At 57.3% G+C, this 21,731-nt stretch carries 23 protein-coding genes and 1 tRNA gene; 14 read left to right on the top strand and 10 right to left on the bottom strand.

Going from position 1 to position 21,731, the window contains the following annotated elements:
- The first annotated feature begins 1 nt into the window (after position 1).
- From QZ268_RS10325 to QZ268_RS10310, 4 genes are read left to right on the top strand one after another with little or no spacing between them, the layout of a single operon-like run.
- Positions 2–1,282 (top strand): SufD family Fe-S cluster assembly protein, encoded by a 1,281-nt coding sequence (locus tag QZ268_RS10325; RefSeq protein ID WP_295451901.1) that lies wholly within the window; start codon positions 2–4, stop codon positions 1,280–1,282.
- Positions 1,283–1,780 carry a YIP1 family protein gene (locus QZ268_RS10320; RefSeq protein WP_295451897.1) on the top strand — a complete coding sequence of 166 codons (498 nt, stop codon included), beginning with the start codon at positions 1,283–1,285 and terminating at the stop codon, positions 1,778–1,780.
- Positions 1,777–2,370: a YIP1 family protein gene (locus QZ268_RS10315; protein WP_295451895.1), complete on the top strand. Its 594-nt coding sequence runs from the start codon at positions 1,777–1,779 to the stop codon at positions 2,368–2,370. Before QZ268_RS10320 ends, QZ268_RS10315 begins: the two co-directional genes overlap by 4 nt.
- Positions 2,363–3,583, top strand: a complete 1,221-nt coding sequence (locus QZ268_RS10310) for a cysteine desulfurase (RefSeq protein ID WP_295451893.1) — start codon at positions 2,363–2,365, stop codon at positions 3,581–3,583. The genes QZ268_RS10315 and QZ268_RS10310 overlap by 8 nt, the downstream gene beginning before the upstream one ends.
- A 98-nt stretch (positions 3,584–3,681) precedes the next feature.
- On the opposite strand, the gene QZ268_RS10305 is transcribed toward QZ268_RS10310, so the two are convergent.
- Positions 3,682–5,238, bottom strand: coding sequence for a trimethylamine methyltransferase family protein (locus QZ268_RS10305; protein ID WP_295451890.1), 1,557 nt, complete (start codon positions 5,236–5,238; stop codon positions 3,682–3,684).
- A gap of 459 nt (positions 5,239–5,697) precedes the next feature.
- Between QZ268_RS10305 and QZ268_RS10300 the strand changes: the two genes are divergently transcribed.
- The 5 genes from QZ268_RS10300 (at position 5,698) to QZ268_RS10280 (ending at position 11,206) form a co-directional block, all read left to right on the top strand.
- Positions 5,698–6,225 (top strand): hypothetical protein, encoded by a 528-nt coding sequence (locus tag QZ268_RS10300; RefSeq protein WP_295451887.1) that lies wholly within the window; start codon positions 5,698–5,700, stop codon positions 6,223–6,225.
- A 203-nt stretch (positions 6,226–6,428) separates the two neighbouring features.
- Positions 6,429–7,838, top strand: coding sequence for a cysteine--tRNA ligase (cysS, locus tag QZ268_RS10295; RefSeq protein WP_295451880.1), 1,410 nt, complete (start codon positions 6,429–6,431; stop codon positions 7,836–7,838).
- Entirely contained in the window at positions 7,838–9,460 is a 1,623-nt protein-coding gene (gene cimA, locus QZ268_RS10290) for a citramalate synthase (protein ID WP_295451877.1), read from the top strand. Before cysS ends, cimA begins: the two co-directional genes overlap by 1 nt.
- A complete protein-coding gene (locus QZ268_RS10285) occupies positions 9,457–10,440 on the top strand; it encodes an alpha/beta fold hydrolase (RefSeq protein ID WP_295451873.1) in 984 nt (327 codons plus the stop codon). Before cimA ends, QZ268_RS10285 begins: the two co-directional genes overlap by 4 nt.
- On the top strand, positions 10,430–11,206 hold the full coding sequence (locus QZ268_RS10280) for a squalene/phytoene synthase family protein (RefSeq protein ID WP_295451870.1): 777 nt from the start codon (positions 10,430–10,432) through the stop codon (positions 11,204–11,206). The genes QZ268_RS10285 and QZ268_RS10280 overlap by 11 nt, the downstream gene beginning before the upstream one ends.
- Before the next feature lie 89 nt (positions 11,207–11,295).
- Here QZ268_RS10280 and QZ268_RS10275 read toward each other — a convergent pair whose 3' ends face one another.
- Entirely contained in the window at positions 11,296–12,513 is a 1,218-nt protein-coding gene (locus tag QZ268_RS10275; RefSeq protein WP_295451868.1) for an MFS transporter, read from the bottom strand.
- Positions 12,514–12,608: 95 nt separating this feature from the next.
- Between QZ268_RS10275 and QZ268_RS10270 the strand changes: the two genes are divergently transcribed.
- Positions 12,609–13,268 (top strand): DNA-3-methyladenine glycosylase 2 family protein, encoded by a 660-nt coding sequence (locus tag QZ268_RS10270; protein ID WP_295451866.1) that lies wholly within the window; start codon positions 12,609–12,611, stop codon positions 13,266–13,268.
- On the top strand, positions 13,265–13,930 hold the full coding sequence (locus tag QZ268_RS10265; RefSeq protein ID WP_122073681.1) for an alpha/beta fold hydrolase: 666 nt from the start codon (positions 13,265–13,267) through the stop codon (positions 13,928–13,930). The genes QZ268_RS10270 and QZ268_RS10265 overlap by 4 nt, the downstream gene beginning before the upstream one ends.
- Before the next feature lie 75 nt (positions 13,931–14,005).
- Here QZ268_RS10265 and QZ268_RS10260 read toward each other — a convergent pair whose 3' ends face one another.
- Complete coding sequence (locus tag QZ268_RS10260) at positions 14,006–14,764, bottom strand: pseudouridine synthase (protein WP_295451861.1); 759 nt, start codon at positions 14,762–14,764, stop codon at positions 14,006–14,008.
- Positions 14,765–14,990: 226 nt separating this feature from the next.
- Here QZ268_RS10260 and QZ268_RS10255 point away from each other — a divergent pair, with 226 nt between their 5' ends.
- Positions 14,991–15,575 carry an HNH endonuclease gene (locus QZ268_RS10255; protein ID WP_295451858.1) on the top strand — a complete coding sequence of 195 codons (585 nt, stop codon included), beginning with the start codon at positions 14,991–14,993 and terminating at the stop codon, positions 15,573–15,575.
- A gap of 73 nt (positions 15,576–15,648) precedes the next feature.
- Here the strand turns inward: QZ268_RS10255 and QZ268_RS10250 are convergent, their stop codons facing one another.
- Genes QZ268_RS10250 through rocF form a run of 3 tightly spaced genes read right to left on the bottom strand, consistent with a single transcriptional unit; the run spans position 15,649 to position 18,541 of the window.
- On the bottom strand, positions 15,649–16,695 hold the full coding sequence (locus QZ268_RS10250; protein WP_295451852.1) for an ornithine cyclodeaminase: 1,047 nt from the start codon (positions 16,693–16,695) through the stop codon (positions 15,649–15,651).
- Complete coding sequence (gene ctlX / locus QZ268_RS10245) at positions 16,692–17,618, bottom strand: citrulline utilization hydrolase CtlX (RefSeq protein ID WP_295451849.1); 927 nt, start codon at positions 17,616–17,618, stop codon at positions 16,692–16,694. The genes QZ268_RS10250 and ctlX overlap by 4 nt, the downstream gene beginning before the upstream one ends.
- Positions 17,615–18,541: an arginase gene (rocF, locus tag QZ268_RS10240; protein WP_295451845.1), complete on the bottom strand. Its 927-nt coding sequence runs from the start codon at positions 18,539–18,541 to the stop codon at positions 17,615–17,617. Before rocF ends, ctlX begins: the two co-directional genes overlap by 4 nt.
- A gap of 113 nt (positions 18,542–18,654) precedes the next feature.
- Here rocF and QZ268_RS10235 point away from each other — a divergent pair, with 113 nt between their 5' ends.
- Positions 18,655–19,080 carry an Lrp/AsnC family transcriptional regulator gene (locus QZ268_RS10235; protein ID WP_122073687.1) on the top strand — a complete coding sequence of 142 codons (426 nt, stop codon included), beginning with the start codon at positions 18,655–18,657 and terminating at the stop codon, positions 19,078–19,080.
- Between the two features lie 35 nt (positions 19,081–19,115).
- Here QZ268_RS10235 and QZ268_RS10230 read toward each other — a convergent pair whose 3' ends face one another.
- Together QZ268_RS10230 and QZ268_RS10225 are read right to left on the bottom strand one after the other, a co-directional pair.
- A complete protein-coding gene (locus QZ268_RS10230; protein WP_295451840.1) occupies positions 19,116–19,583 on the bottom strand; it encodes a disulfide bond formation protein B in 468 nt (155 codons plus the stop codon).
- A gap of 1 nt (position 19,584) precedes the next feature.
- Positions 19,585–20,163: a YqaA family protein gene (locus QZ268_RS10225; protein WP_295451833.1), complete on the bottom strand. Its 579-nt coding sequence runs from the start codon at positions 20,161–20,163 to the stop codon at positions 19,585–19,587.
- A gap of 163 nt (positions 20,164–20,326) precedes the next feature.
- Between QZ268_RS10225 and QZ268_RS10220 the strand changes: the two genes are divergently transcribed.
- A tRNA-Leu gene (locus QZ268_RS10220) sits at positions 20,327–20,412 on the top strand.
- Positions 20,413–20,482: 70 nt separating this feature from the next.
- On the opposite strand, the gene QZ268_RS10215 is transcribed toward QZ268_RS10220, so the two are convergent.
- Positions 20,483–21,493 (bottom strand): hypothetical protein, encoded by a 1,011-nt coding sequence (locus QZ268_RS10215; protein WP_295451830.1) that lies wholly within the window; start codon positions 21,491–21,493, stop codon positions 20,483–20,485.
- Positions 21,483–21,731, bottom strand: a complete 249-nt coding sequence (locus QZ268_RS10210) for a hypothetical protein (protein WP_295451828.1) — start codon at positions 21,729–21,731, stop codon at positions 21,483–21,485. Before QZ268_RS10210 ends, QZ268_RS10215 begins: the two co-directional genes overlap by 11 nt.

Below are 21,731 nucleotides of genomic sequence, written 5' to 3'. Positions count from 1 at the left end.
GATGGCATTGGCTGATGTGAAACAAAGTGCCACCGAGGCACGGCTGGCGGCGCTGAGCCTGCCGCAGGGCGGTTGCCTTGCGGCGGCACGTCAGGCGGCGCTGTCACGGGTGCAGACCATGGGGTTGCCAAGCCGGCGCGATGAATACTGGAAATATACCCGCCCAGATACGCTGACCTCACCCGAGGCCACAAAGGCGGCGGTATTCACCATGGATGAAGCGCCAATGTTCAATGAATTCGACCGCTTGAAGGTCGTTTTTGTGGATGGCGTCTATAATGCCGAGGCCTCGGATGATCTGAGCCTGGAAGGGGTCCAGATCGACCGAATTTCTGATATCTGCGGTCAAGACATCCACTGGGCCAAAGATCTGTACGGGGTTCTGGAAGCGCGCGGTCAGGCTCCGGTGCAGCGCCCACTGGCGGCGTTGAACACCGCCTTTGCCCAGGACGGTGTTGCCATCCACGTGACAGGCAAACCCAGCAAGCCAATCAACCTCATCTATGTGCATTCGGATGAGGGGTCAGACGCTATCCTGCATCACGTGATCCGGGTTGAATCCGGCGCCGAGGCCACGATCCTGGAAAACGGTCCGGCCGCCGCGCGGTTCAACAAATGTATGGAGATCGACATTGCCGACACTGGCAAGCTGCATCTGGTGCGCGCCCAGGGGCGGGATCATGAACGTCGGGCTGCGACCCATCTGTTTGCCCGCCTGGGCACTGAATCGGTATTCAAAAGCTTCACCCTCACGGTGAATGGCATTCTGACCCGCAACGAGGCCGTGGTTGAGCTGTTGGGCGATGACGCCATTGCCCATATCGCCGGTGCCTGTGTGGGCGACGGGGAATTCCACCATGATGACACGGTGTTCATCACCCATGATGCGGTAAACTGCGAAAGCCGTCAGGTGTTCAAAAAGGTGCTGCGCAATGGGGCCACCGGTGTGTTTCAGGGCAAGATCCTCGTCAAAGAGGGGGCTCAGAAAACCGATGGCTACCAGATCAGCCAATCGCTGCTTTTGGATGATGACAGCCAGTTCCTGGCCAAGCCAGAGCTGGAAATCTATGCCGACGATGTGATTTGTTCCCATGGTTCCACCACCGGCGCCATTGACGACGAGGCCCTGTTCTATCTGCGCTCGCGTGGGGTCCCGGTTTCGGAGGCAACGGATCTTTTGACCCTGGCGTTCCTTGCGGAAGCGGTGGAAGAGATCGAAGACGGTGACATCTCTGCTGCCATTGTTGCCCGCCTGGAAGGCTGGCTGTCGCGGCGTCGCTAAATGGCGATCACCGGAGATATCCTTGCAACTTATCGGGGGCCGCGCAGGGTGTTTGCGCGGCTCTTGACCATGGGCCCTCGTGAAGATCGGTTTTTGGCGATCCTGATGGCTGGCTGTGCTTTGATGTTCATCTCACGCATGCCCAGCCTGGCGCGCGAGGCGCATTTGACCGGGCAGGAACAGACAATGTTGCTTAGCAACGCCTTGTTTGGCATCATTTTTGTTGCTCCGCTGGCGCTATATACCCTGGCGTTGATTGCCCATGTCATCGCCCGTGTTCTGCGCGGCACTGGCGAAAGCCATGCGGCGCGTCTGGCGCTGTTCTGGAGCTTTCTTGCTGCCAGCCCGCTGATGCTGCTGAATGGGCTAGTCGCGGGCATGATTGGCCCGGGACGTGAGTTGACCCTGGTTGGTGGGCTCTGGTTCACTGTCTTTTTGTGGTTCTGGATCTCTGGCATGTATCAGGGCTATTGGGCCAAACCCCAGGTGAAAGCATGAGGTTTCTGTGGTCATTTATGATCCTGACCCTGCGCCAGCCTGGTGTGGCCGCCCGAAGTATCCTGTTGCGGCAATGGCCGAATGAAGCCATTTGGACCGGCCTGTTCTTGGCGGTTGTTCTGAATGCCTTGTTTTTTGGGGTCTTGGGCCTAATCGCTCCCAGTAGCAGTGAATTGCCCATTTTTGACATGTCGCCGGACTCGCCGGGGTTGTCGATGATGGTGTCCGCCATCAGAAGCGTTGTCTTTGCCACCATGCTCACATTCGGTGGCCGCTGGCTTGGTGGAACCGGCCAGTTTATGCCTATTCTCGCGCTGCTGGTCTGGGATCAGCTGCTTCAGCTCGCCCTCATGGGCCTGGGGATAGTGGTTTTGCTGGTGTTGCCCCCGCTGGGCAGCATGATGTTTTTGCTGATTGGCCTTGTGTTGCTCTTTGTGCTGTTGAATTTTGTCAATGAAGCGCATGGGTTTGCCTCTCTTTGGCGCTCCTTTGCGGTTGTTCTGATGGCCTCGATCGTGATGTTCTTTGCCATGATCTTTATCGTCGGGCTGCTTGGGCCTGCAAACCTTGGACTGCTCGAAAATGTATGATGTCGAAAAAATCCGCAGCGATTTCCCAATTCTGTCCCGGCAGGTGAACGGAAAGCCGCTGACCTATCTGGACAATGGGGCCTCGGCGCAAAAGCCGCAGGTGGTGATTGATGCAATTACCCAAGCCTACTCGCAAGAATATTCAAATGTTCACAGGGGGTTGCACTATCTTTCCAATCTCGCCACCGAAAAATATGAAGGCGTGCGTGGCGTCATTGCCAAGTTCCTGAATGCGGCAAGCGAAGACAGTATCATTCTGAATTCGGGCACCACCGAGGGCATCAATATGGTGGCCTATAGCTGGGCCATGCCGCGGCTTCAGGCAGGGGATGAAATCCTGTTGTCGGTGATGGAACATCACGCCAATATTGTGCCCTGGCATTTCCTGCGCGAACGTCAGGGGGTGGTGATCAAATGGGTGGATACCGCCGCCGACGGCAGCCTGGATCCACAGGCGGTACTGGACGCCATCTCGCCAAAAACCAAACTGATTGCAATTACCCACTGTTCCAATGTGTTGGGTACCGTTGTTGACGTCAAAGCCATCACTGCAGGCGCCCATGCACAGGGCATCCCGGTACTGGTCGATGGCTCGCAAAGCGCGGTGCATATGCCGGTGGATGTGCAAGATCTTGGCTGCGATTTCTTTGCCATTACCGGGCATAAACTATACGGGCCTTCCGGGTCGGGGGCGATTTATGTGCATCCTGACCGCATGGCAGAGATGCGGCCTTTCCTGGGCGGTGGCGATATGATCCGCGAGGTCTCCAAGGAGGCGGTGATCTACAATGATCCGCCGATGATGTTTGAAGCCGGAACGCCGGGGATTGTGCAAACCATCGGCTTGGGTGTGGCGCTGAATTACATGATGGATCTGGGGATGGAGAATATCGCCGCCCATGAAGCCGAGGTGCGTGAACATGCCATGGCCCGGTTGCAGGGATTGAACTGGATCAATATCCAGGGGCAAGCCACAGGCAAAGCAGCGATTTTCAGCTTTACTATGGAGGGCGCTGCTCATGCCCATGACATCTCCACCATTCTAGACAAAAAGGGCGTCGCGGTGCGGGCCGGTCATCACTGCGCTGGCCCCTTGATGGATCATCTGGGCGTCACCGCCACCTGTCGCGCGTCCTTTGGCGCCTATAATACCAAGGCAGAGGTCGATACTTTGATCGAGGCGCTAGAACTGGCACATGAGTTGTTCGCTTAAGAGCAAATAAGACGCGCAAGCAAATTTGACACAGGCTAATTAGGCACAGGTTGATTTGGTACAGGCGAGGAGGGATCCTCGCCTGTGCTGTTTTTGGTTCACGTTCCCAGGTGAATGTTGAACCGGGCGCGTATCTCTGCGTCCAGCACCGGATCAAACCGGGCGGCTGATCGTTCTGACAGGATTTGCTCCTTACGGGCTGTGGCCTTGTGCAGCAGGTCCGGTTTGCCCAGCTCAACCCATTCCTTTGGCGAGGTGCGATCCCCTAGCGCCGGATACACATAATCCGCCTGCATGCGCCCCAGGGTCTGGCTGGTGCCCAGATAGTGCCCCGGGCCATTCAGACAGACCTCGGCCATCTGATCCAGCGCCAGGGTCTCATCTGTGACCTCAATCCCGCGCACACAGCGCAGCGCCTGTCCAATAAGGTCGTCGCCCAAGATCAGGGATTCATGGCAAAACCCCAATAGGGAGGCATGCATGCCGGCGGCCTCATAGACCATGTTGAGGCCCGAGAGCCCGGCCATGACATTAGAACACATTTGCTCCCATCCAGCCTGCATGTCGGGCAGTTTGGAATCTGCGATGCCGGCAGCCGCACCGCCTGGCAGGTCGTAGAATTTGTGCATCTGGGCGCAACCCGCTGTCAGCAGCGCCTGTTCACCGGATCCGCCGGTCATGGCACCGGTGCGCAGATCCAGGCCAAAGGGCCAGGTGCCAAAAATCGCCGGGGCACCGGGTTTCACCGCATTCACATAGACCAACCCCGCAAGGCATTCTGCCACCGCCTGGGTGATGGCACCTGCGATGGTTGAAGGTGCCGTGGCCCCAGCCATTCCGGCAGAGAGCAGCAGCACGGGCATGCCATGTTTGATGCACTCCTCCATCACTTGGCAGCTTTCGGTGGCAAATTTCATCGGCGGCACCACAAAGCAGTTGGAGTTGGAGACAAAGGGACGGGCGCGCCATTTGTCTTCTCCACCTGCCAAGAGGTGCAGCATCTCCATTGCCGGGGCAACAAATCCCGGTTCTGAAAAGGAGGTGCCGATATGTTTGGTGGTGCCAGATGTGGTGGCGTAGATCGAATTCAGGTCCATCTCCATATTGTCCGCGATGTCGCGGCAGACCATAGGGCGTTGAACAAAATGGATATTATCAAGCTTGTCACAGATCCGGGAGGCATCGTGCAGATCCTGAACCGTTGAATCGCGGTAGTGGCGCCCCTGGACATCGACCAAATGAACCGCAGCGCCGGCCGTGCCGTAGTGTACGCGGTTCCCTGACAGCTCAAGATCATGTTTGCCGTCCCGGCTGAACAGGGTAACGGAGCGGTTGGCCTTGGCCAGCATGTCCTCCACCAGGGCGCGGGGAAAGCGGATGCGGCCATCCTCGCCCAGGATGCAGCCCGCCTGTGTCAGGTGGCCGATACCACTGGGTGGGGCATCTGCCAGGCCGATATGTTCCAGCGCATCCAGCGCAGCTCTGTGAATTTTTTCCATTCCCTCCTGGGTGAGCGGTTTGAGAGTGCCGCCCTCCATGCCGGGGCGAATGGGACGCAGATGATCGGGCAGGGCGCTGGCACGGGCGGTTCGACGTGCGGCGCGGCCCCCGCTACGCACGGAGGCAGGGGGCGGGCTGGCAGTTTGATTGGTCATGGTGAGGTTCCTTGATGCAGGAAAAGCAAAGGTGTTTCAAAGAGCTGAAGACAACACCCCGCCAGGGCGCCCGCGGGCGGCCAGGCCTCTGGTGGCACCAATCGTGCGCCAGACCAGATTAACGACACAGCGTTCGGCTCGCATAAAGAATTCCTCCTGTTCCCCCGTACAGCCTTGGCGGTTTTTAGGACCGATTCTAACCTGTTTGCGACTTGTGTGAAAAATGCGACCTCTTTTTCATGCGCGACCGTTGCGATGGAAGGCTATGGCTCCAGGGCCATTTCAGCGGTTTTTCAACAATGTTCCTTTCCCTCAGCCGCCTCTGGCTGAGGGCGCAGATTTTCTTTCCGTTTCGAGCCCTTTCCCTGAAAAAATGGAACAGCTCGTTAAGGTATTTCTCCGAAAATGGAGGCTCAGGACATACCGCGCTGTGAACGGCGCTAGAACAGGCAAGAAATCATGCCCGCTGCGCAGATAAATTGGACAAAAATCGGACTATTGCTCGCTGTGGGCACGTTTTCGGCTGTGGCCGTTCCGGCGATGTCCGGGGACTGGAACTCTCCCAACTTTTTCTCACCTCAACACGAACAAATCGGCGCAACAGACGAAAGCTTTAACCAGGCTGATGACAGCTTGGAGTTTTCCGCTGACAGGGACTATGGGCAACTTGTGCTGGGTGGAACCTACAGTCGCGGCAACGGCTCTTTGCTGTCTGGATTTGGAGCCACAGCCAGGACAGAGCAGGTGAGCCTGCGGGCTGGATATGATTTTGGCCACAGCCTTGGCTATATTTCTTTGGGGCACCAGCGGGAGCAGGCAGTTAGCGGCCAGGAAGAGACCAACACTTTGGGCATTGGCGTTCGGGTCTCCCTGAACCGTGCGCTGCAGTTGACAGGTGAATACCTGCATCACGCGCCGTTAGGGTCGGCAGCACATCAAGGTCAATCCCCCAGCCGGATTTCTATCGGCGCGGCGTTTCGTTTCTAGGGCCACGCCGCTAGACTTCCCCCTTGGCGGACCAAATAAGACATGCTAGGAGGTTTGGCATGACTAAAACCTGCACCCTGATTATTTGCTGCATTTCCTGCTGATTTCCTCAGCGGGCTGGTTTCTGTCGTTTTCTTCACCTTGACAAGTTGCTATGCCCGCGCTGCGCGCTCAGCCCATCCGTGTCCGTCCAAGGAGCTGTCATGATGACCTCGAACACCGTGATTAAACTGCACAATACCAAAACCCGCAAAAAGTCGGAGTTTACCCCGATTGATGCGAACAATGTGCGGATGTATCTCTGCGGGCCCACGGTCTATGACCGGGCGCATCTGGGCAATGCACGGCCTGTGGTGGTGTTTGATGTGCTCTATCGGTTGCTGCGGCAGGTTTATGGCGCAGCGCATGTCACTTACGTGCGCAACTTCACTGATGTCGATGACAAGATCAACGCTACAGCTCTGGCGCGCAAAGAGGCAGGCGCCCCCGGATCCCTGGAACAGCTGGTTGCAGAGCGCACCGAAGAGACCATCGGCTGGTATCTGAACGACATGGGCAAACTGGGCGCCCTGGAACCCGACCACATGCCACGGGCGACGCAGTATATTGGCCAGATGGTTGCAATGATCGAGGATCTGATCGCCAAGGGCCATGCCTACGCGGCCGAGGGCCATGTGCTTTTTGCCGTAGACAGCTGGAAGCAACACTATGGCGCCCTGTCCGGGCGGTCAGTCGATGATATGATTGCCGGTGCCCGCGTCGAAGTGGCGCCCTATAAGAAGAACCCGATGGATTTTGTCCTGTGGAAGCCCTCCACGGATGAGCTGCCGGGGTGGGACAGTCCCTGGGGGCGTGGTCGTCCGGGCTGGCATATTGAGTGCTCCGCCATGGCCCAGGAACTGCTGGGGGCGACGTTTGATATTCACGGCGGCGGCAATGATCTGATGTTTCCCCACCATGAGAACGAAATAGCCCAAAGCTGCTGCGCCAATGGTGATGACAGTTTTGCCCACTACTGGCTGCACAATGAGATGCTGCAGGTCGAGGGCAAGAAGATGTCCAAATCCCTGGGCAACTTCTTTACTGTGCATGACTTGCTGGTCCAGGGCATTCCCGGCGAGGTGATACGATTTGTGTTTTTGCAGACCCATTACCGGAAACCAATGGACTGGACTGAGAAAAAGGCAAAAGAAGCGGAGGCAACGCTGCGCAAGTGGCGTGCGCTGACAGCGGGCATCGAGCCCGCCGCCAACGCTGCTGCCGCGGTTCTGGACGCACTGGCTGATGATCTCAACACCGCCGGGGCCATTGCCGAGATGCACAAACTGGCCGCCGCTGGCGATGGGCCTGGATTGTTGGCATCGGCGCGGTTGATGGGACTTTTGAGTGACGCGCTCGGGGAGTGGGCAGAGACGCCCGATTTCGATCTGTCGGCCTATGCGGCGCAGTTGCTGGAGGCACGGGAAGCCGCCATGCAGAGCAAGGACTTCTCGCAGGTCGACCGGTTGAAGGCTGCATTTGTCGCGGCAGGGTTGGAAGTGCGGATGAGCAAGGCCGGTGTTGAACTGGTGCCCGGGCCGGGATTTGACGCGGCCAAACTGGAGGGGCTGTGATGCAGCGCGAACGGCTCTATCTTTACGACACCACCCTGCGCGATGGCCAGCAGACCCAGGGGGTGCAATTCTCCACTGCCGAAAAGAAGCAGATCACCCAGGCGCTGGATGATCTGGGGATTGATTACATCGAGGGCGGCTGGCCCGGTGCCAACCCCACCGACAGTGCGTTTTTTGACGAAGCGCCCAAGACCCGCGCCACCATGACCGCCTTTGGCATGACCAAACGGGCAGGGCGCTCAGCAGAGAATGACGATGTGTTGGCAGCGGTGATGAATGCCGGCACCTCGGCGGTTTGCCTGGTTGGCAAGTCGCATGATTACCATGTGACGGCTGCGCTTGGCATTAGCCTGGAGGAAAACCTGGAAAATATCCGGGCCTCTGTGGCGCATTTGGTGAGCCAGGGGCGCGAGGCGCTATATGATGCTGAGCATTTCTTTGATGGCTACAAGGCCAATCCTGAATACGCGCTGGCGGCATGCCGCGCGGCGCTGGATGCAGGGGCGCGTTGGGTGGTGTTATGTGACACCAATGGCGGCGCCATGCCCAGTGAAGTGCGCCGTATCGTGGCCGAGGTCATAGCGGCAGGCATTCCGGGCGCAAGTCTTGGCATTCACACCCATAATGATACCGAAAATGCCGTGGCCTGTTCTCTGGCCGCGATTGAGGCCGGGGCACGCCAGGTACAGGGCACCCTGAACGGGTTGGGGGAACGCTGTGGCAATGCCAATCTGACCACCTTGATCCCGACCCTGCTGCTGAAACAACCCTATGCCGATCAGTTCGACATTGGCGTCAGCCAAGAGGCGCTTACCGGATTGACCAAGCTCAGCCGGATGTTAGACGACATCCTGAACCGGGTGCCAACGAAACAGGCGCCCTATGTCGGTGCCTCGGCCTTTGCTCATAAGGCTGGGTTGCACGCCAGCGCGATCCTCAAAGACCCAACCACCTATGAGCATATCGCCCCTGAGTTGGTCGGCAATGCGCGGATCATACCGATGTCAAACCAGGCCGGCCAGTCCAACCTGCGCAAACGCCTGATGGATGCCGGGCTGGAGGTTGCCAAGGGCGACCCGGCCCTGGCGCGTATTCTTGATCGCATCAAAGAGCGTGAGGCCGAGGGTTATTCCTATGATACGGCGCAGGCGTCGTTTGAGCTGCTGGCCCGGGAAGAACTGGGGCAGAGCACCGATTTCTTTGAGGTCAAGCGCTACAAAGTCACCGTGGAGCGTCGCAAGAACAAATATAATCGCATGATTAGCCTCTCGGAGGCTGTTGTGGTGGTCAAGGTTGATGGTGAAAAGCGTCTCTCTGTCAGCGAGTCGATGGATGAAACCGGCAGTGACCGGGGGCCGGTGAATGCACTGGCAAAGGCGCTGGCCAAGGATCTGGGGCGGTATTCAGCGATTATCAACGATATGCATCTGGTGGATTTCAAAGTGCGGATCACCCAGGGCGGTACCGAGGCTGTGACCCGTGTTATCATCGACAGTGAAGACGGGCAGGGGCGCCGTTGGTCCACTGTTGGCGTCAGCGCCAATATAATAGACGCCTCTTTTGAGGCTTTGCTGGATGCCATGCGGTGGAAACTGATGCGGGACAGCGGAGCGCTAAAGTGATCCCCCAGGCGCTAAAGTTTATCGCGATCTCAGCAGGGATCACCGCGCTTATCCCGCTTGGCCTGATCTTGTCACAGCCTGTTACACCCATTGAGCCTGCAGCGCCGACCCTGGATTTCACAAGCCTGCTGCAGGACAAACCTCAGGCTGAGGAGGCTCCCTCTATCGATCCAGAAACCATATATATGAGAGATGGTTACGGGCTTCAGGTAAGGTCCTATTCCAATGGGGATGGGCCACTGATTGTCCTGGTGCACGGCTCCGGCTGGAATGGGTTGCAGTTTTCACATCTGGCGCCGCAGCTCGCAGGAACCGTCCTGGTGCCGGATCTTCGAGGTCATGGAGCGCAGCCCGGCAGGCGCGGAGATGTCAACTATATCGGCCAGTTGGAGGATGATCTGGCGGATCTGATTACGGCTAGGGTTGGACTGGATCAAAAGGTCGTCCTGGTCGGCCATTCCTCAGGTGGTGGTCTGGTGGTGCGCTTTGCTGGTGGTGCACAGGGGGATCTGTTGGATGGCGCGGTGTTATTGGCGCCCTTTCTGCATCATAGCGCCCCCACCATGCGTGCCAATTCCGGCGGCTGGGCGCAGCCCTTGTTGCGCCGCATCATCGGGCTGTCGATGCTCAATGCGGTTGGCATCAAGGCCTGGAACCGCCTGCCGGTCATTCAGTTCAATATGCCAGCGGAGGTTCTGCAGGGGCCACTGGGGCATCTGGCAACAACCTCTTACAGTTACCGGCTTAATAAATCCTACGCGCCGAGATCTGACTATCTGAGTGATATCAGGTCGCTACCGGAGTTTCTTCTGCTTGCTGGCGCGCAGGATGAGGCCTTTATCGCTGAGGCCTATCGCCCATTGATGGAGGCGGAAACAGACAAGGGAGCCTTTCAGGTCCTGGAAGATACAGGTCATCTAGATCTGGTTGATGCGCCACAAACTTTGGCGGCAATTCGGGGATATTTGGATGCATTTTGACGAAGACCTCTCCAGCTGTGCAGAGCTGGTCCAGCAGGGCGACCCAGACCGGTTTCTGGCGACCATGGCGGCCCCGGTTGCGGCGCGGCCGCTGCTGTTTGCGCTTTACGCGTTTAATCTTGAACTGGCGCGGGCCCCCTGGGCCAGTCAGGAAAGCATGATCGCCGAGATGCGGGTGCAATGGTGGCGTGATATTGGCGCTGAGATCGCCCAGGGCGGTGCGGTCAGACGCCACCATGTTGCCACCCCTCTGGGCCGGTTACTGCGCGCGGATCTCGCCACATATATTGACCCCATGGCCGAGGCCCGCAGGTGGGATATCTACAAAGACCCCTTTGAAGATGAGCCGGGGTTTGACCGCTATATTGACGGCACTTCTGGTGGGCTGATGTGGATGGCTGCGGCTTCCCTTGGTCCGGCGGACGAAGCCGTGGTGCGCAAATATGCCTATGGGGTAGGGATCGCCAACTGGTTCAGGGCCATTCCCGAGCTGGTGAGCCACAGCCGTATCCCGCTGCTGGATGGCACCCCAGAGGGGTTGCGCCAATTGGCCCGCAAAGGCCTGGAACATATCCTGCAGGCGGAAAAACACCGCGCTCTTGTTTCAAAAGACGCCGGCTGGGCGCTGTTGTCGGGCTGGCAGGCCAAAGCAATCTTAAAACAGGCGCTCTCCCAGCCAGACCGTATTGCCGAGGGCAGCCTGGGCCAAAGCGAATTTCGCCGCCGTGCGGGGCTGATGTGGCGGGCTGGATGTGGTCGGTGGTAGCTTAGATTTCTGCCGTATCTATCTGACTAAACGAAAAAAAAGGCGCCACAATCTGGCGCCTTTTTGCTGTTTGAATCAGGCCTTGGAGATCAGGCCTCTTTGGGGCGCATGGCCAGCCACACCAGGGCGCCGCCTGCCAGAACCAGGAAGGGCGCCATCGCCATATTGACGGCATTCCAGCCTTCAACCGGATTACCACCCGAGCAGTTCATCAGGCCACCAGAGGCCAGCGAGGCCATGGTCACACCACCAAAGACAAGCAGGTCATTGAGGCCCTGCATCCGTCCGCGCTCTTCTGGCGTATGCGAGGCGGTCAGCATGGTGGTGGCGCCAATAAAGCCAAAGTTCCACCCCACGCCCAGCAGGATCAGGGCGATAAAGAAATTTTCCAGTTCGACCCCCTGCAGCGCCACTGCGCCAGCACCTGCCAGGATCACCAAACCCGCAGCGACAATCTTATGGACGCCAAAGCGCGCAATCAGGTGTCCAGTAAAGAAGGAGGGCACATACATCGCCAGAACATGCAGGGATACAACATCCGCAGCGTTTCCTTCGGTGAAGCCACATCCCACAACCGCCAGGGGGGTAGAGGTCATCACCAGGTTCATCAGCGCGTAAGAGACCATGGAACATATCACCGCCACAGCAATAGCCGGAGTTTTCAGCAACTCCATGCGGCTGCGCCCAACGGGTAAATCTTCGTGGGGAGCTTGTGGTTTGGGGATATTCAGAAACAAAAACAGCCCGGATCCCAACAGGTTGATGGCAATCACTGTCAAATATGTGCCGAGAAAGGGAATAACAAAGACCTGGCTTGTCGCTTTGACCAATTGTGGCCCCAGCAAAGCCGAAAGCAATCCGCCCGCCATGACATAAGAAATCGCCTTGGGCCGAAAACTCTCAGAGGCGGTATCTGCCGCAGCAAAGCGATAGAACCCATGGGCGCTCATGTAGACGCCGGTCAAAAGACTGCCCAGCAGGAAGACCGGGAAGGACCCGAGGTAGAGCCCATAGGCACCAACCACCCCGCCCAGAGCACCAAACATCGCACCGGTAAAAAAGCCGGCGCGCCGTCCCCATTTTTGCATGATCGACGAAATGGGTGTCGCCGCAATCATAGATCCCGCAACAATCAAAGAGATCGGCAGGGTGGCAAAACAGGGATTGGAGGCCAGGGACTGGCCAGCCAGCCCGCCAATGATAAAAATCATCGGCATTTGTGAGCCGAGGATCGCCTGGGCCAATACCAGGATGGCGACGTTTTTCTTGGCGACGCTGTCGCTCGGGGTGGTCATGTGATCTGTCATATGGGATGCGTAGCGATCAATATTCAAAGGAACAAGCGGCAAGATCCTCTTTGGTACAATGTCGCAGGAAAAGAGAACGCTTTGAGGAGTTTGCGGTGACCCCATTTGTGACCAGCTGTGCGCCAGCGGCGGGCCGTATAATCATCACAGATGCCTGTGTGGACGAAGGCGCTGCCTGGCTTGCCAAACAGGATCCACGGTTTGCCATGGCTTTGACCCAATGTGGCCCGCTGCCGCTGCGGCGCAAACCGGATGGCTTTGGGCAATTGCTCAGCGCCATCGTCAGCCAGCAGGTGAGTGTGGCCTCTGCCAATGCGATCTGGCAGCGTCTTATCGCGGCCCGCCTGACCACCCAGGCAGAGATCCTGGCAGCCACAGAGGATGATCTGCGTGCCGCCGGGTTAAGCCGACAAAAAGTCAGGTATTCTCGCGCCTTGGCTCAGGAAGATATTGATTTTGATACACTTCGTGACATGCCTACAGACAGGGTTATCAAGGCCCTGACACAGGTGACCGGCGTTGGGGTCTGGACCGCTGAAATTTATGCCATGTTTTCGTTGGGGCGGGCCGATGTCTTTGCCCCCGGCGATTTGGCCTTGCAGGAGGCGGCCAAAGTGCTGTTTGACCTGCCAGACCGGCCAAAGGAAGGTGAACTCAGGCAGCTGGCCGAGGCCTGGTCCCCGTGGCGGTCGGTTGCGGCCCGCATCCTCTGGGCCTATTACCATATTGCAAAAGACAGGGAAGGGATCCGATGACTCGTGTACTAAAAGCTGAGCGCAGAGAGCCGCTCTCCGGGGTGACCCGGTCTATTGTGGTGTTTCTGCATGGCTACGGCGCCAATGGGGCGGATCTTTTGGGGCTGGCTGATCCGCTGGCCGAGCACCTGCCAGATACGCTGTTTGTGGCCCCAGATGCACCAGAGAATTGTCCCGGTGCGCCAATGGGATACCAGTGGTTCCCCATCCCCTGGATCGATGGCTCCTCGGAAGAGGAAAGCATGCGGGGCATGAATGCCTCGATCGAGGATCTGAACGCCTTTTTGGACGCGCTGATGGTCGACGAAGATGTTCTGCCCGAACAGGTGGTGCTCTTTGGCTTCTCGCAGGGCACCATGATGAGCCTGCACGTGGCGCCGCGCCGCGAAGATGCGATTGCTGGCATTGTTGCCTTCTCGGGGCGCCTGCTGTCGCCTGACACGCTGAAAGACGAGGTGGTGAGCCGGATGCCGGTCATGTTGGTGCATGGCGATGCAGATGATGTGGTGCCACCTCAATCCCTACCAGAAGCCGCAGAAGCGCTGGATCAGGCCGGGTTCAAGGATGTCTTTGCCCATATCATGAAAGGCACCGGGCACGGGATCGCACCGGATGGGCTGAGTGTTTCCCTGGCCTTTATGCGCGACAAGTTGGGCCTGTAAGTCACTGATATAATAGTGATGCAGGCTACTGGCCTGCTTCACTACAGGGCTCAATTCGCCAAAACGAGCGCTGGGTCAAGTTTTCCGGGAGCGGTTTCCCCGGCTTGAGCGGGGCGTAGGATCCTTGCGGTCAAGCTTGTGTTCGGCTTCAGCCTTGCCCGGTATCTTAGCCTGTATCCTAGACTGTGCGTCAGTCTTTTGGGCCTTGGTATTTTTGGCCCTAGTCTTTTGCGCTCTGCGATTGGGCAGCTGCGATGGTTTTGCAGGCCCTGGAATGTTTGGCACTTCAAGATCTGCCCAAGCGCCCTGGGACAGCCCATCCAGCGTCCAGGCCCCGATGCTATAGCGAATAAGCCGCAGGGTGGGAAAGCCAACCGCAGCTGTCATGCGGCGGACCTGGCGGTTCTTGCCTTCCCGAAGGGTGAGGGAAATCCAGCTGGTGGGAATGGATTTGCGCGCGCGAATGGGGGGCGTCCGCGCCCAGAGCTGCGCAGGCTCCGCCATCAGATGCGCCTTGGCGGGCCGGGTTAAGCCGTCCTTCAGTTCCACGCCTTTTTCCAGTGCCGACACTGCCGCAGAATCCATTTCGCCCTCGACCTGTACCCAATAGGTTTTGGCCATCTTGTGCTGTGGGTCGCTGATCCAGGCCTGCAAACGGCCGGTATCTGTCAGCAGCATCAAGCCTTCGCTGTCCCGGTCCAACCGCCCTGCGGCATAGACGCCGGGGCAGTCAATAAAGGCGCTGAGGGTCTGGCGCGTGCTGCCCTGGCTGCCGGAATCGGTGAACTGCGGCAGCACGTCATAGGGTTTGTTAAAGCGTATAAGACGGGTCATGGGACGTGCATAGGCAGTGGTCCCTTGGCTTGCAAGCGGGCTTTGGCGACCATGGCAATTCCCCGTCACGAGCCTGTCACAGAGGAATGCTAGCGAAGAAGCGAAATCTTGTAGCTGGCAAGGGCTTGTCAGACAAAAACCACGATATATAGTTGAACATATGCTGGGGCGGGTTCCCCGCTCTGGTGCCGGCAACCGGCAGACAGGGCGAGGAAGACGTAGCATCATGGATGGCGATTTCAGAACTGATTTTGTGAGGGACCCCAGCGCGTTGCGGCAGCATCCTGCACTGGTGCTGAACGCGGATTATCGGCCGCTGTCCTATTACCCACTGTCGCTGTGGAGCTGGCAAGACGCGGTCAAGGCGGCCTGGCTGGATCGGGTGGATATTCTGGCGGAATATGACGAGGTGGTGCATAGCCCCAGCACGCAGATCCGAATACCTTCGGTTGTGGTGCTGAAAGACTATGTGAAACTTCAAAAGCGCGTGGCCTTCACGCGCTTTAATTTATTTCTGCGCGACGAGTTCTGCTGCCAATACTGTGGTGCCCGTGGTGATCTGACCTTTGATCATGTGGTCCCGCGGGCCGCTGGTGGGATTACCAGCTGGGAAAATGTCGTGGCAGCCTGTTCGCCGTGTAACTTAAAAAAAGGCTCCAAGCCCTTGCATATGCTTGGGATGTCACTGTGCAAAGCCCCCAGGCGCCCAGGTGCCGAGGAATTGCGCAATACTGGGCGGAAGTTCCCACCCAACCATCTGCACGACAGTTGGATGGATTTTCTCTATTGGGACACAGAGCTCGATGCCTGAGGTCGCCGGTTCAAAATGGCCATGTTGCAGGTCATCAGTCCGGCTGGCCCCAATGTCGTGATCTGGATGTAGTTTACGCGTCTGAGCGTTGCAGCATACCAAACAGATCCCGTGGATCATCCGGGTCCGCTAACATATCAAGATCAATAAAGAATTCGGTGCCTTTGATGTGGTCGCGGATGTAACGCAGGGCGCTGAAATCCTCGATTGCAAAACCGACGCTGTCGAACAGAGTGATCTGCTTGTCGTCGCGGCGTCCCTTTTTCTGACCGCTGATCACTTCCCAAAGCTCGGTGACGGCAAAATCCTCTGGCATCTGCTGGATTTCGCCCTCGATCCGGGTTTGCGGTGGGAATTCCACAAAGACATCAGACCGGTTCAAGATGCCGGCGGCCAATTCGGTCTTGCCGGGGCAGTCGCCGCCGATGGCATTGATATGCACCCCAGCGCCGATCATGTTGTCGGTCAGGATGGTGGCGTTTTGCTTGTCGGCGGTGCAGGTGGTCAGGATCTGTGCGCCTTCAATGGCTTCCTCGGGGGAGCTGCAGCGCACAACATTGAGACCAAAAGCCCCCAGGTTGCGGGCGCATTTTTCTGTTGCCGCCGGGTCCTTGTCAAACAAGCGCACGGTTTTCAGCCCGCAGATCGCCTTCATCGCCAGGGTTTGGAATTCAGACTGCGCCCCGTTTCCAATCATCGCCATGGTGTCCGCGCCTTTTGGAGCCAGATACTTAGCCGCCATAGCTGATGTCGCGGCGGTACGCAGCGCAGTGAGCATTGTCATCTCGGTGAAAAGCACCGGGTAGCCAGTGTAGACATCCGCCAACAACCCAAAGGCAGTTACGGTTTGCAAGCCTTCGCTGGTGTTTTTGGGGTGGCCATTGACGTATTTGAACCCATAGGCCTCCCCATCAGAGGTGGGCATCAGTTCGATCACGCCGACATCTGAGTGGCTGGCAACGCGTGGGGTTTTGTCGAACAATTCCCAACGCTTAAAGTCCGCTTCGACGTATTCCGCCAGATCGCGCAGCATGGTTTCAATGCCAATGCTATGGACCAGGCGCATCATGTTGTCGACGCTGACAAAGGGAACGAGAGCTTTATGTGAGGGCGTGGTCATGGGATGGTCCTTTCGCGGGGGCTAAGGTGGATACCTGCCAACATGCAGCGCACCGAGCCTCCGGCTGTTTCGATGGTTGGAATGGAGAGTGGCAACAGGCTTGTGCTGCGCTCGATGATGCGGATTTGATCGGGGCGCAGGGCCTCCAGCGCACGGGAGGACAGGGCCAGCAGGGGCTTTGATCCCGTTAGCGCAAAGACATTACCGGCAAAGTTCCGGATCTGATCTTCCGTCAGGTCGATGACCTCATGGCCGGTTTCTGCCAGGCGCGTGGCAACTTCCATGCGCCGGGATGGATCGCTGATCATCGACAGGCAGATCATGGCAAAATCACTGCCAATGCCCATCAAAACATTGCTGTGATAAACTTCACGCCCTGCTGCATCGCGGGCCTCAAAGGCCATGGGTTCATAGTTGAAATGGGTGCAAAACCGCTCCAGCAGCACTGGATCGGCGCGGTTTGATTTCACCGTATAGGCAACCCGGCCAACATGATCGAGCACCATGGCGCCGGTGCCCTCCAGCGCCAGCCCGTCTTCTTCCAGTCCAGAGAAATCAATGACATCCTGCACCCGGTAGCTGCGCTTGAGCGCCTCTATGACATCCCAACGCCGTTCCAGACGGCGATTTGGGGCATGCATCGGGTAGATGGCAATATGACCACCGGAATGGGTTGAGAACCAGTTGTTTGGAAATACGCTGTCAGGTGTCGTGGTGCCGGTGTCGTCAAAGACATGCACACGTACGCCTGCGTTTCGCAGGGTTTCCACCGCGGTATCAAACTCTTGCAGCGCCTTCTTACGGGTGGATTCTGGGTCTCCGGCAGTGATCTGAAAGGCATTGTCCACCTGGGTGTCCGGGTTGGAACAAAAATTATGCGGCCGGATCATCACCACGGCGGTGGGGGCTTGCAGACTGTTCAAGTGTAGCTCCTGGTTGGCCGATCAAAGACACGGCGCCCGAGCGCAGAGGCGCAAAGGTCAACCATCAGATGGGCGGTGCGACCGCGTTCATCCAGAAACGGGTTCAGCTCTACCAGATCCAAAGAGGTCATCAGCCCGGAATCATGCAACATTTCGCAAACCAGATGGGCTTCGCGCACCGTTGCGCCACCCGGAACCGTGGTGCCAACAGCTGGCGCCACCGAGGGGTCCAGGAAATCAACATCCAGCGAGACATGCAGCAACCCATTGGCCGCCGCGACCCGCTTGAGAAACTGTGCCAGCGGCCCGGCGATACCATTTTCATCTATGTCGCGCATATCATGGCGGTGGATTGCGCTGGCTTCCAGCGCCTGACGCTCAGCACTGTCGACAGAGCGCAGCCCAATCATACAGATGTTGTCCTGTGGCACCGGGTGGGCCACCTCGGGAAAGCCGTCAAACCCACTGCGCCCGGTGAAATAGCCGACCGGCGTGCCATGCAGGTTGCCGCTGTCAGAGCTCTGCGGCGTGTGAAAATCCGTATGGGCATCCAGCCACAAAACAAAAAGCGGGCGTCCAACAGAAGCGGCATAGGCTGCCACACCAGACACCGATCCCAGCGACAATGAATGATCGCCTCCAAGGAAGATCGGCAAACCGTCGGCCATAGTCTGTTCGGCGATCTCCGCCAGTGCTGAGGTCCAGCCAATTGTCTGATTGGGCGCAAAAACTGCGCCAGATTCGGCATCGGGGGCATGTGGAGCAGGGGCGATATTGCCCAGGTCTGTCACTTGATGGCCAAGCCCGGACAGAGCTGCAGCCAGGCCCGCAGTTCGGTAGGCATCCGGCCCCATAAGGCAACCAGGCCGCCGTTTGCCGCTATCCACGGGGGCACCAACAAGGAAACAAGTCTTTTGCGTCACGGTAGAATTCTCCACGTCGAAATCAGTGAGATCTAAAAACCTCCGAAATGAGGTGATTGAAACCGATCAAATTGACCGATATGTTTAACTGACCAACAAAACGGAGTATTAAAGTGGATAAAACGGACGAAAGACTGATTGCAGCCTTGCGGCACAACGCCCGCGCCAGCCTGTCAGATCTTGCTTTGCAGCTGGATTTGTCCCGAACCACCGTGCGCGCTCGGATTGAGCGGCTGCAACTGCGTGGAGATGTACTTGGCTTTACGGTTGTTCTGAAAGAGGACGTGCTGCGCGATCCGGTGCGGGGATTGATGATGATCGGCATCGAAGGCCGCGGCGCCAGTCGCATTATTCGCCAGCTTCAAGGCCTGCCGGAGGTGCGTGCCATCCATACCACCAATGGACGCTGGGATCTGATTGTCGAACTGGGCACGGAAACACTGGAAACACTGGATGCCGCACTTGCAAAGATACGCACCTTTGACGGGGTGGTCAGCAGTGAAACAAATCTGCTTTTGGCAACCAAAAAGGACTCCTGAAACCAGACCTGGTGAACCGCGTGCCGCAAAGTGGTTCAGGGCTTGCTGCGCGCCGCCGCGATCCACAGACTGGCCAGGGCAAAGGAAATAATGGCGTTCCAACTGGCCATTGACAGGCTGAACAGCTCCCATGGCACCTCATCGCAGCGCACCAGCGGCGCCCCCATGATCTGTTCCATCAACTGTTCGGGGGACAAACCTCCTATTGGGCTTGAGGTACAGGTTGTCGGTCCCTCCCAATAGCCGCGCTCAACGCCGGTGTGGTAAACACCAATCCCGCCAGTGATCAGGGCGGCCAGGGCGCCAAGGTACAGCAGCGCCGTAAGGCCTGCGCCAGGCAATAAAAGGGCCAGAATTCCGATGCCGACCGCTGCCACATGCGGGTAGCGCTGCCAGTAACACATCTTACAGGGCGCCATTTCACCAATGTATTGAAACCCCAGCGCTCCCAGCATCATTGCGGCTGAGCCCAAGGTGGCGGCAAGGATCAGAATTCGTCGCATATCACAGGTACCTCAGCCCTAAAAATCCGCCAAACAGGAGCACGATAAAGACGGTAAAGACAAGCCCCATACGCTGCTCGATAAAGCCGCGAATGGGGGCGCCAAAGGCACGCAACAGTCCGGCCACGATAAAGAAGCGCAGCGCACGGGCCAAAACGGAGGTTGCCAGAAACGTCATTAGCGGCATGCCGGTCCAGCCCGACATGATTGTGATGACCTTATAAGGAAAAGGCGTGATCCCGGCCATCAGAACCGCCCAAAACCCGAAGTCATTGAATTTATGGTTGAACTCTTCAATTGCAGCGCCTTTTCCCATGGCTTCGAGGATCGGTTGGCCCAGGCTGTCATAGAAAAAGGCACCAATGGCATAGCCCAGCATGCCACCCGCAACGGAGGCGACCAGCGCAACTGAAGCGATCAGCCAGGCCCGGGAAGGACGCGCCAGTATCATCGGAATCATCAACACATCCGGCGGAATGGGAAAGATCGAACTTTCGACAAAGGAGACCGCAGCGAGCCACCACAAGGCATGGCGGTGATACGCGAGGGACATGGTTCGATCATATAGCCTGCGTAGCATTTGAAATACCTTTGCGTTTGCCCCTGCAACAGGGGCCTCGCATGGGCGCGCGAAGAGGTCAATAACAGTGCGCTGCCTGTGGTGGATTCTTGCCATTTTTCTGCATTCTATTAGGCATTTTCCTCTGGACCTCCGGTTCTGGCTTGGGTAGGAACGGGTCGTTGCCCAAGTGGCGGAATGGTAGACGCAGGGGATTCAAAATCCCCCGCTGGTGACAGCGTGCCGGTTCGAGTCCGGCCTTGGGTACCAAAATAAAAACAGAGGGTTAGAGAAATCTGCTCTCTGTTTTTTTATTGGGGGTGGTACTCGAGGGGTACTCTTAGACTTTCCACCCCTGTTTTCTAAGGCGAACGATTTTACTTGCAGCACCAGAACGGTCACGAATATAGATGTCTGTCGTGGTGCTTTGGGTGTGCTGAGCCGCATACTGGAGTGAATGAGGGTCAGCAAGCCCCTTTGCTTCGGTGATAGCGCCAGACAGGGTGTCCCGAATATGTAGCTCTTCTGGAAGGCCGAGATCCCGAACAATCGATTTGAACATACGGGTAATGACACTGTTCTTGGGTGGTTTCCCAGTCGACAGAACAATTACCGGGCCAGTACGATGCTGCTGAGGTACCTTCGCAAGACGGTCTCGAATATCAGACGTGTTGGCCAAATCGAAGGTGTAGGGTTCTGGTAGGCTATCCCTCGTCTTGCTGATCACCTTGGTAAAGGTTGTCAAATGGGTGTCGAACCTGTCCCAGGTGAGACCGTCGACCCACATTTGGCCATCTGATTGGATACCTCCTTCACGATTTCCCTTTGGTTCCCATTGACTGTGAACATCCACTCCTCGAAGCATAAACTCAAAGCGTATCAGAACTGCCAAAGCCACATGGGTCAGCCCGCGGCTATCCGCTTCCGCTACTACAGCATCGACCTGTGGCCGCGTGATGTACGTGCTTCTGCGAGAAGGTGATTTGATACGCATCTCGCCGCGAATTGCCTTCAGCGCACTGCACTGTGTTACACCAATCTTGATCCCGTGAGAGTTCACGATCCCCCAGTGGGTGAACCATTTTTTGATGAAGTTTGTGGAGCGACCCTTTCTTTCCATTGACTTTTTCCAGCTCATCATTCGGGAAAAATCAGTTTCCTGAATTAGGACCTCTCCAATGGCTTCCTCGATCTTGCCGAGAACCTTTAGGTAGTCCAGACGGGCGTTTGGTCGGACGTCATGGATCTGACTGTATTCATCAGATTTGTAGCGCCCAATTACCTTACTGTGTTTTAATCCGGGGGCATACAGCGGATCGCTATCATCCCACAATGAGCTTTTAAAAGCCATTTTCGTTCTCCTGGTTGGTTTCCGACAACCGCCCTGTGCGCGCTTTCACCTTTCTCGTGTTGCGTTCTCGCGCCCACGCCTCAATAGACTCACGATGCCGCATTCCTACGGCAGCATCAATCGGTGGAAATCCATATTGTGTTTCCAGTGTGTTAGAGTTCTTTCTTAACCAAGTGACATCGTGACCCAGCAACCGCGCCACTTCTTTCTCGGTTTCATAAAGACGTTGTGGAGGCAT

Source organism: uncultured Pseudophaeobacter sp. (assembly GCA_905479575.1).
In the GTDB taxonomy this organism is placed as follows: Bacteria; Pseudomonadota; Alphaproteobacteria; order Rhodobacterales; family Rhodobacteraceae; genus Pseudophaeobacter.
The sequence above is the reverse complement of the archived record's forward strand: the minus strand, read 5'-3'. Positions and strand labels throughout refer to the sequence as shown.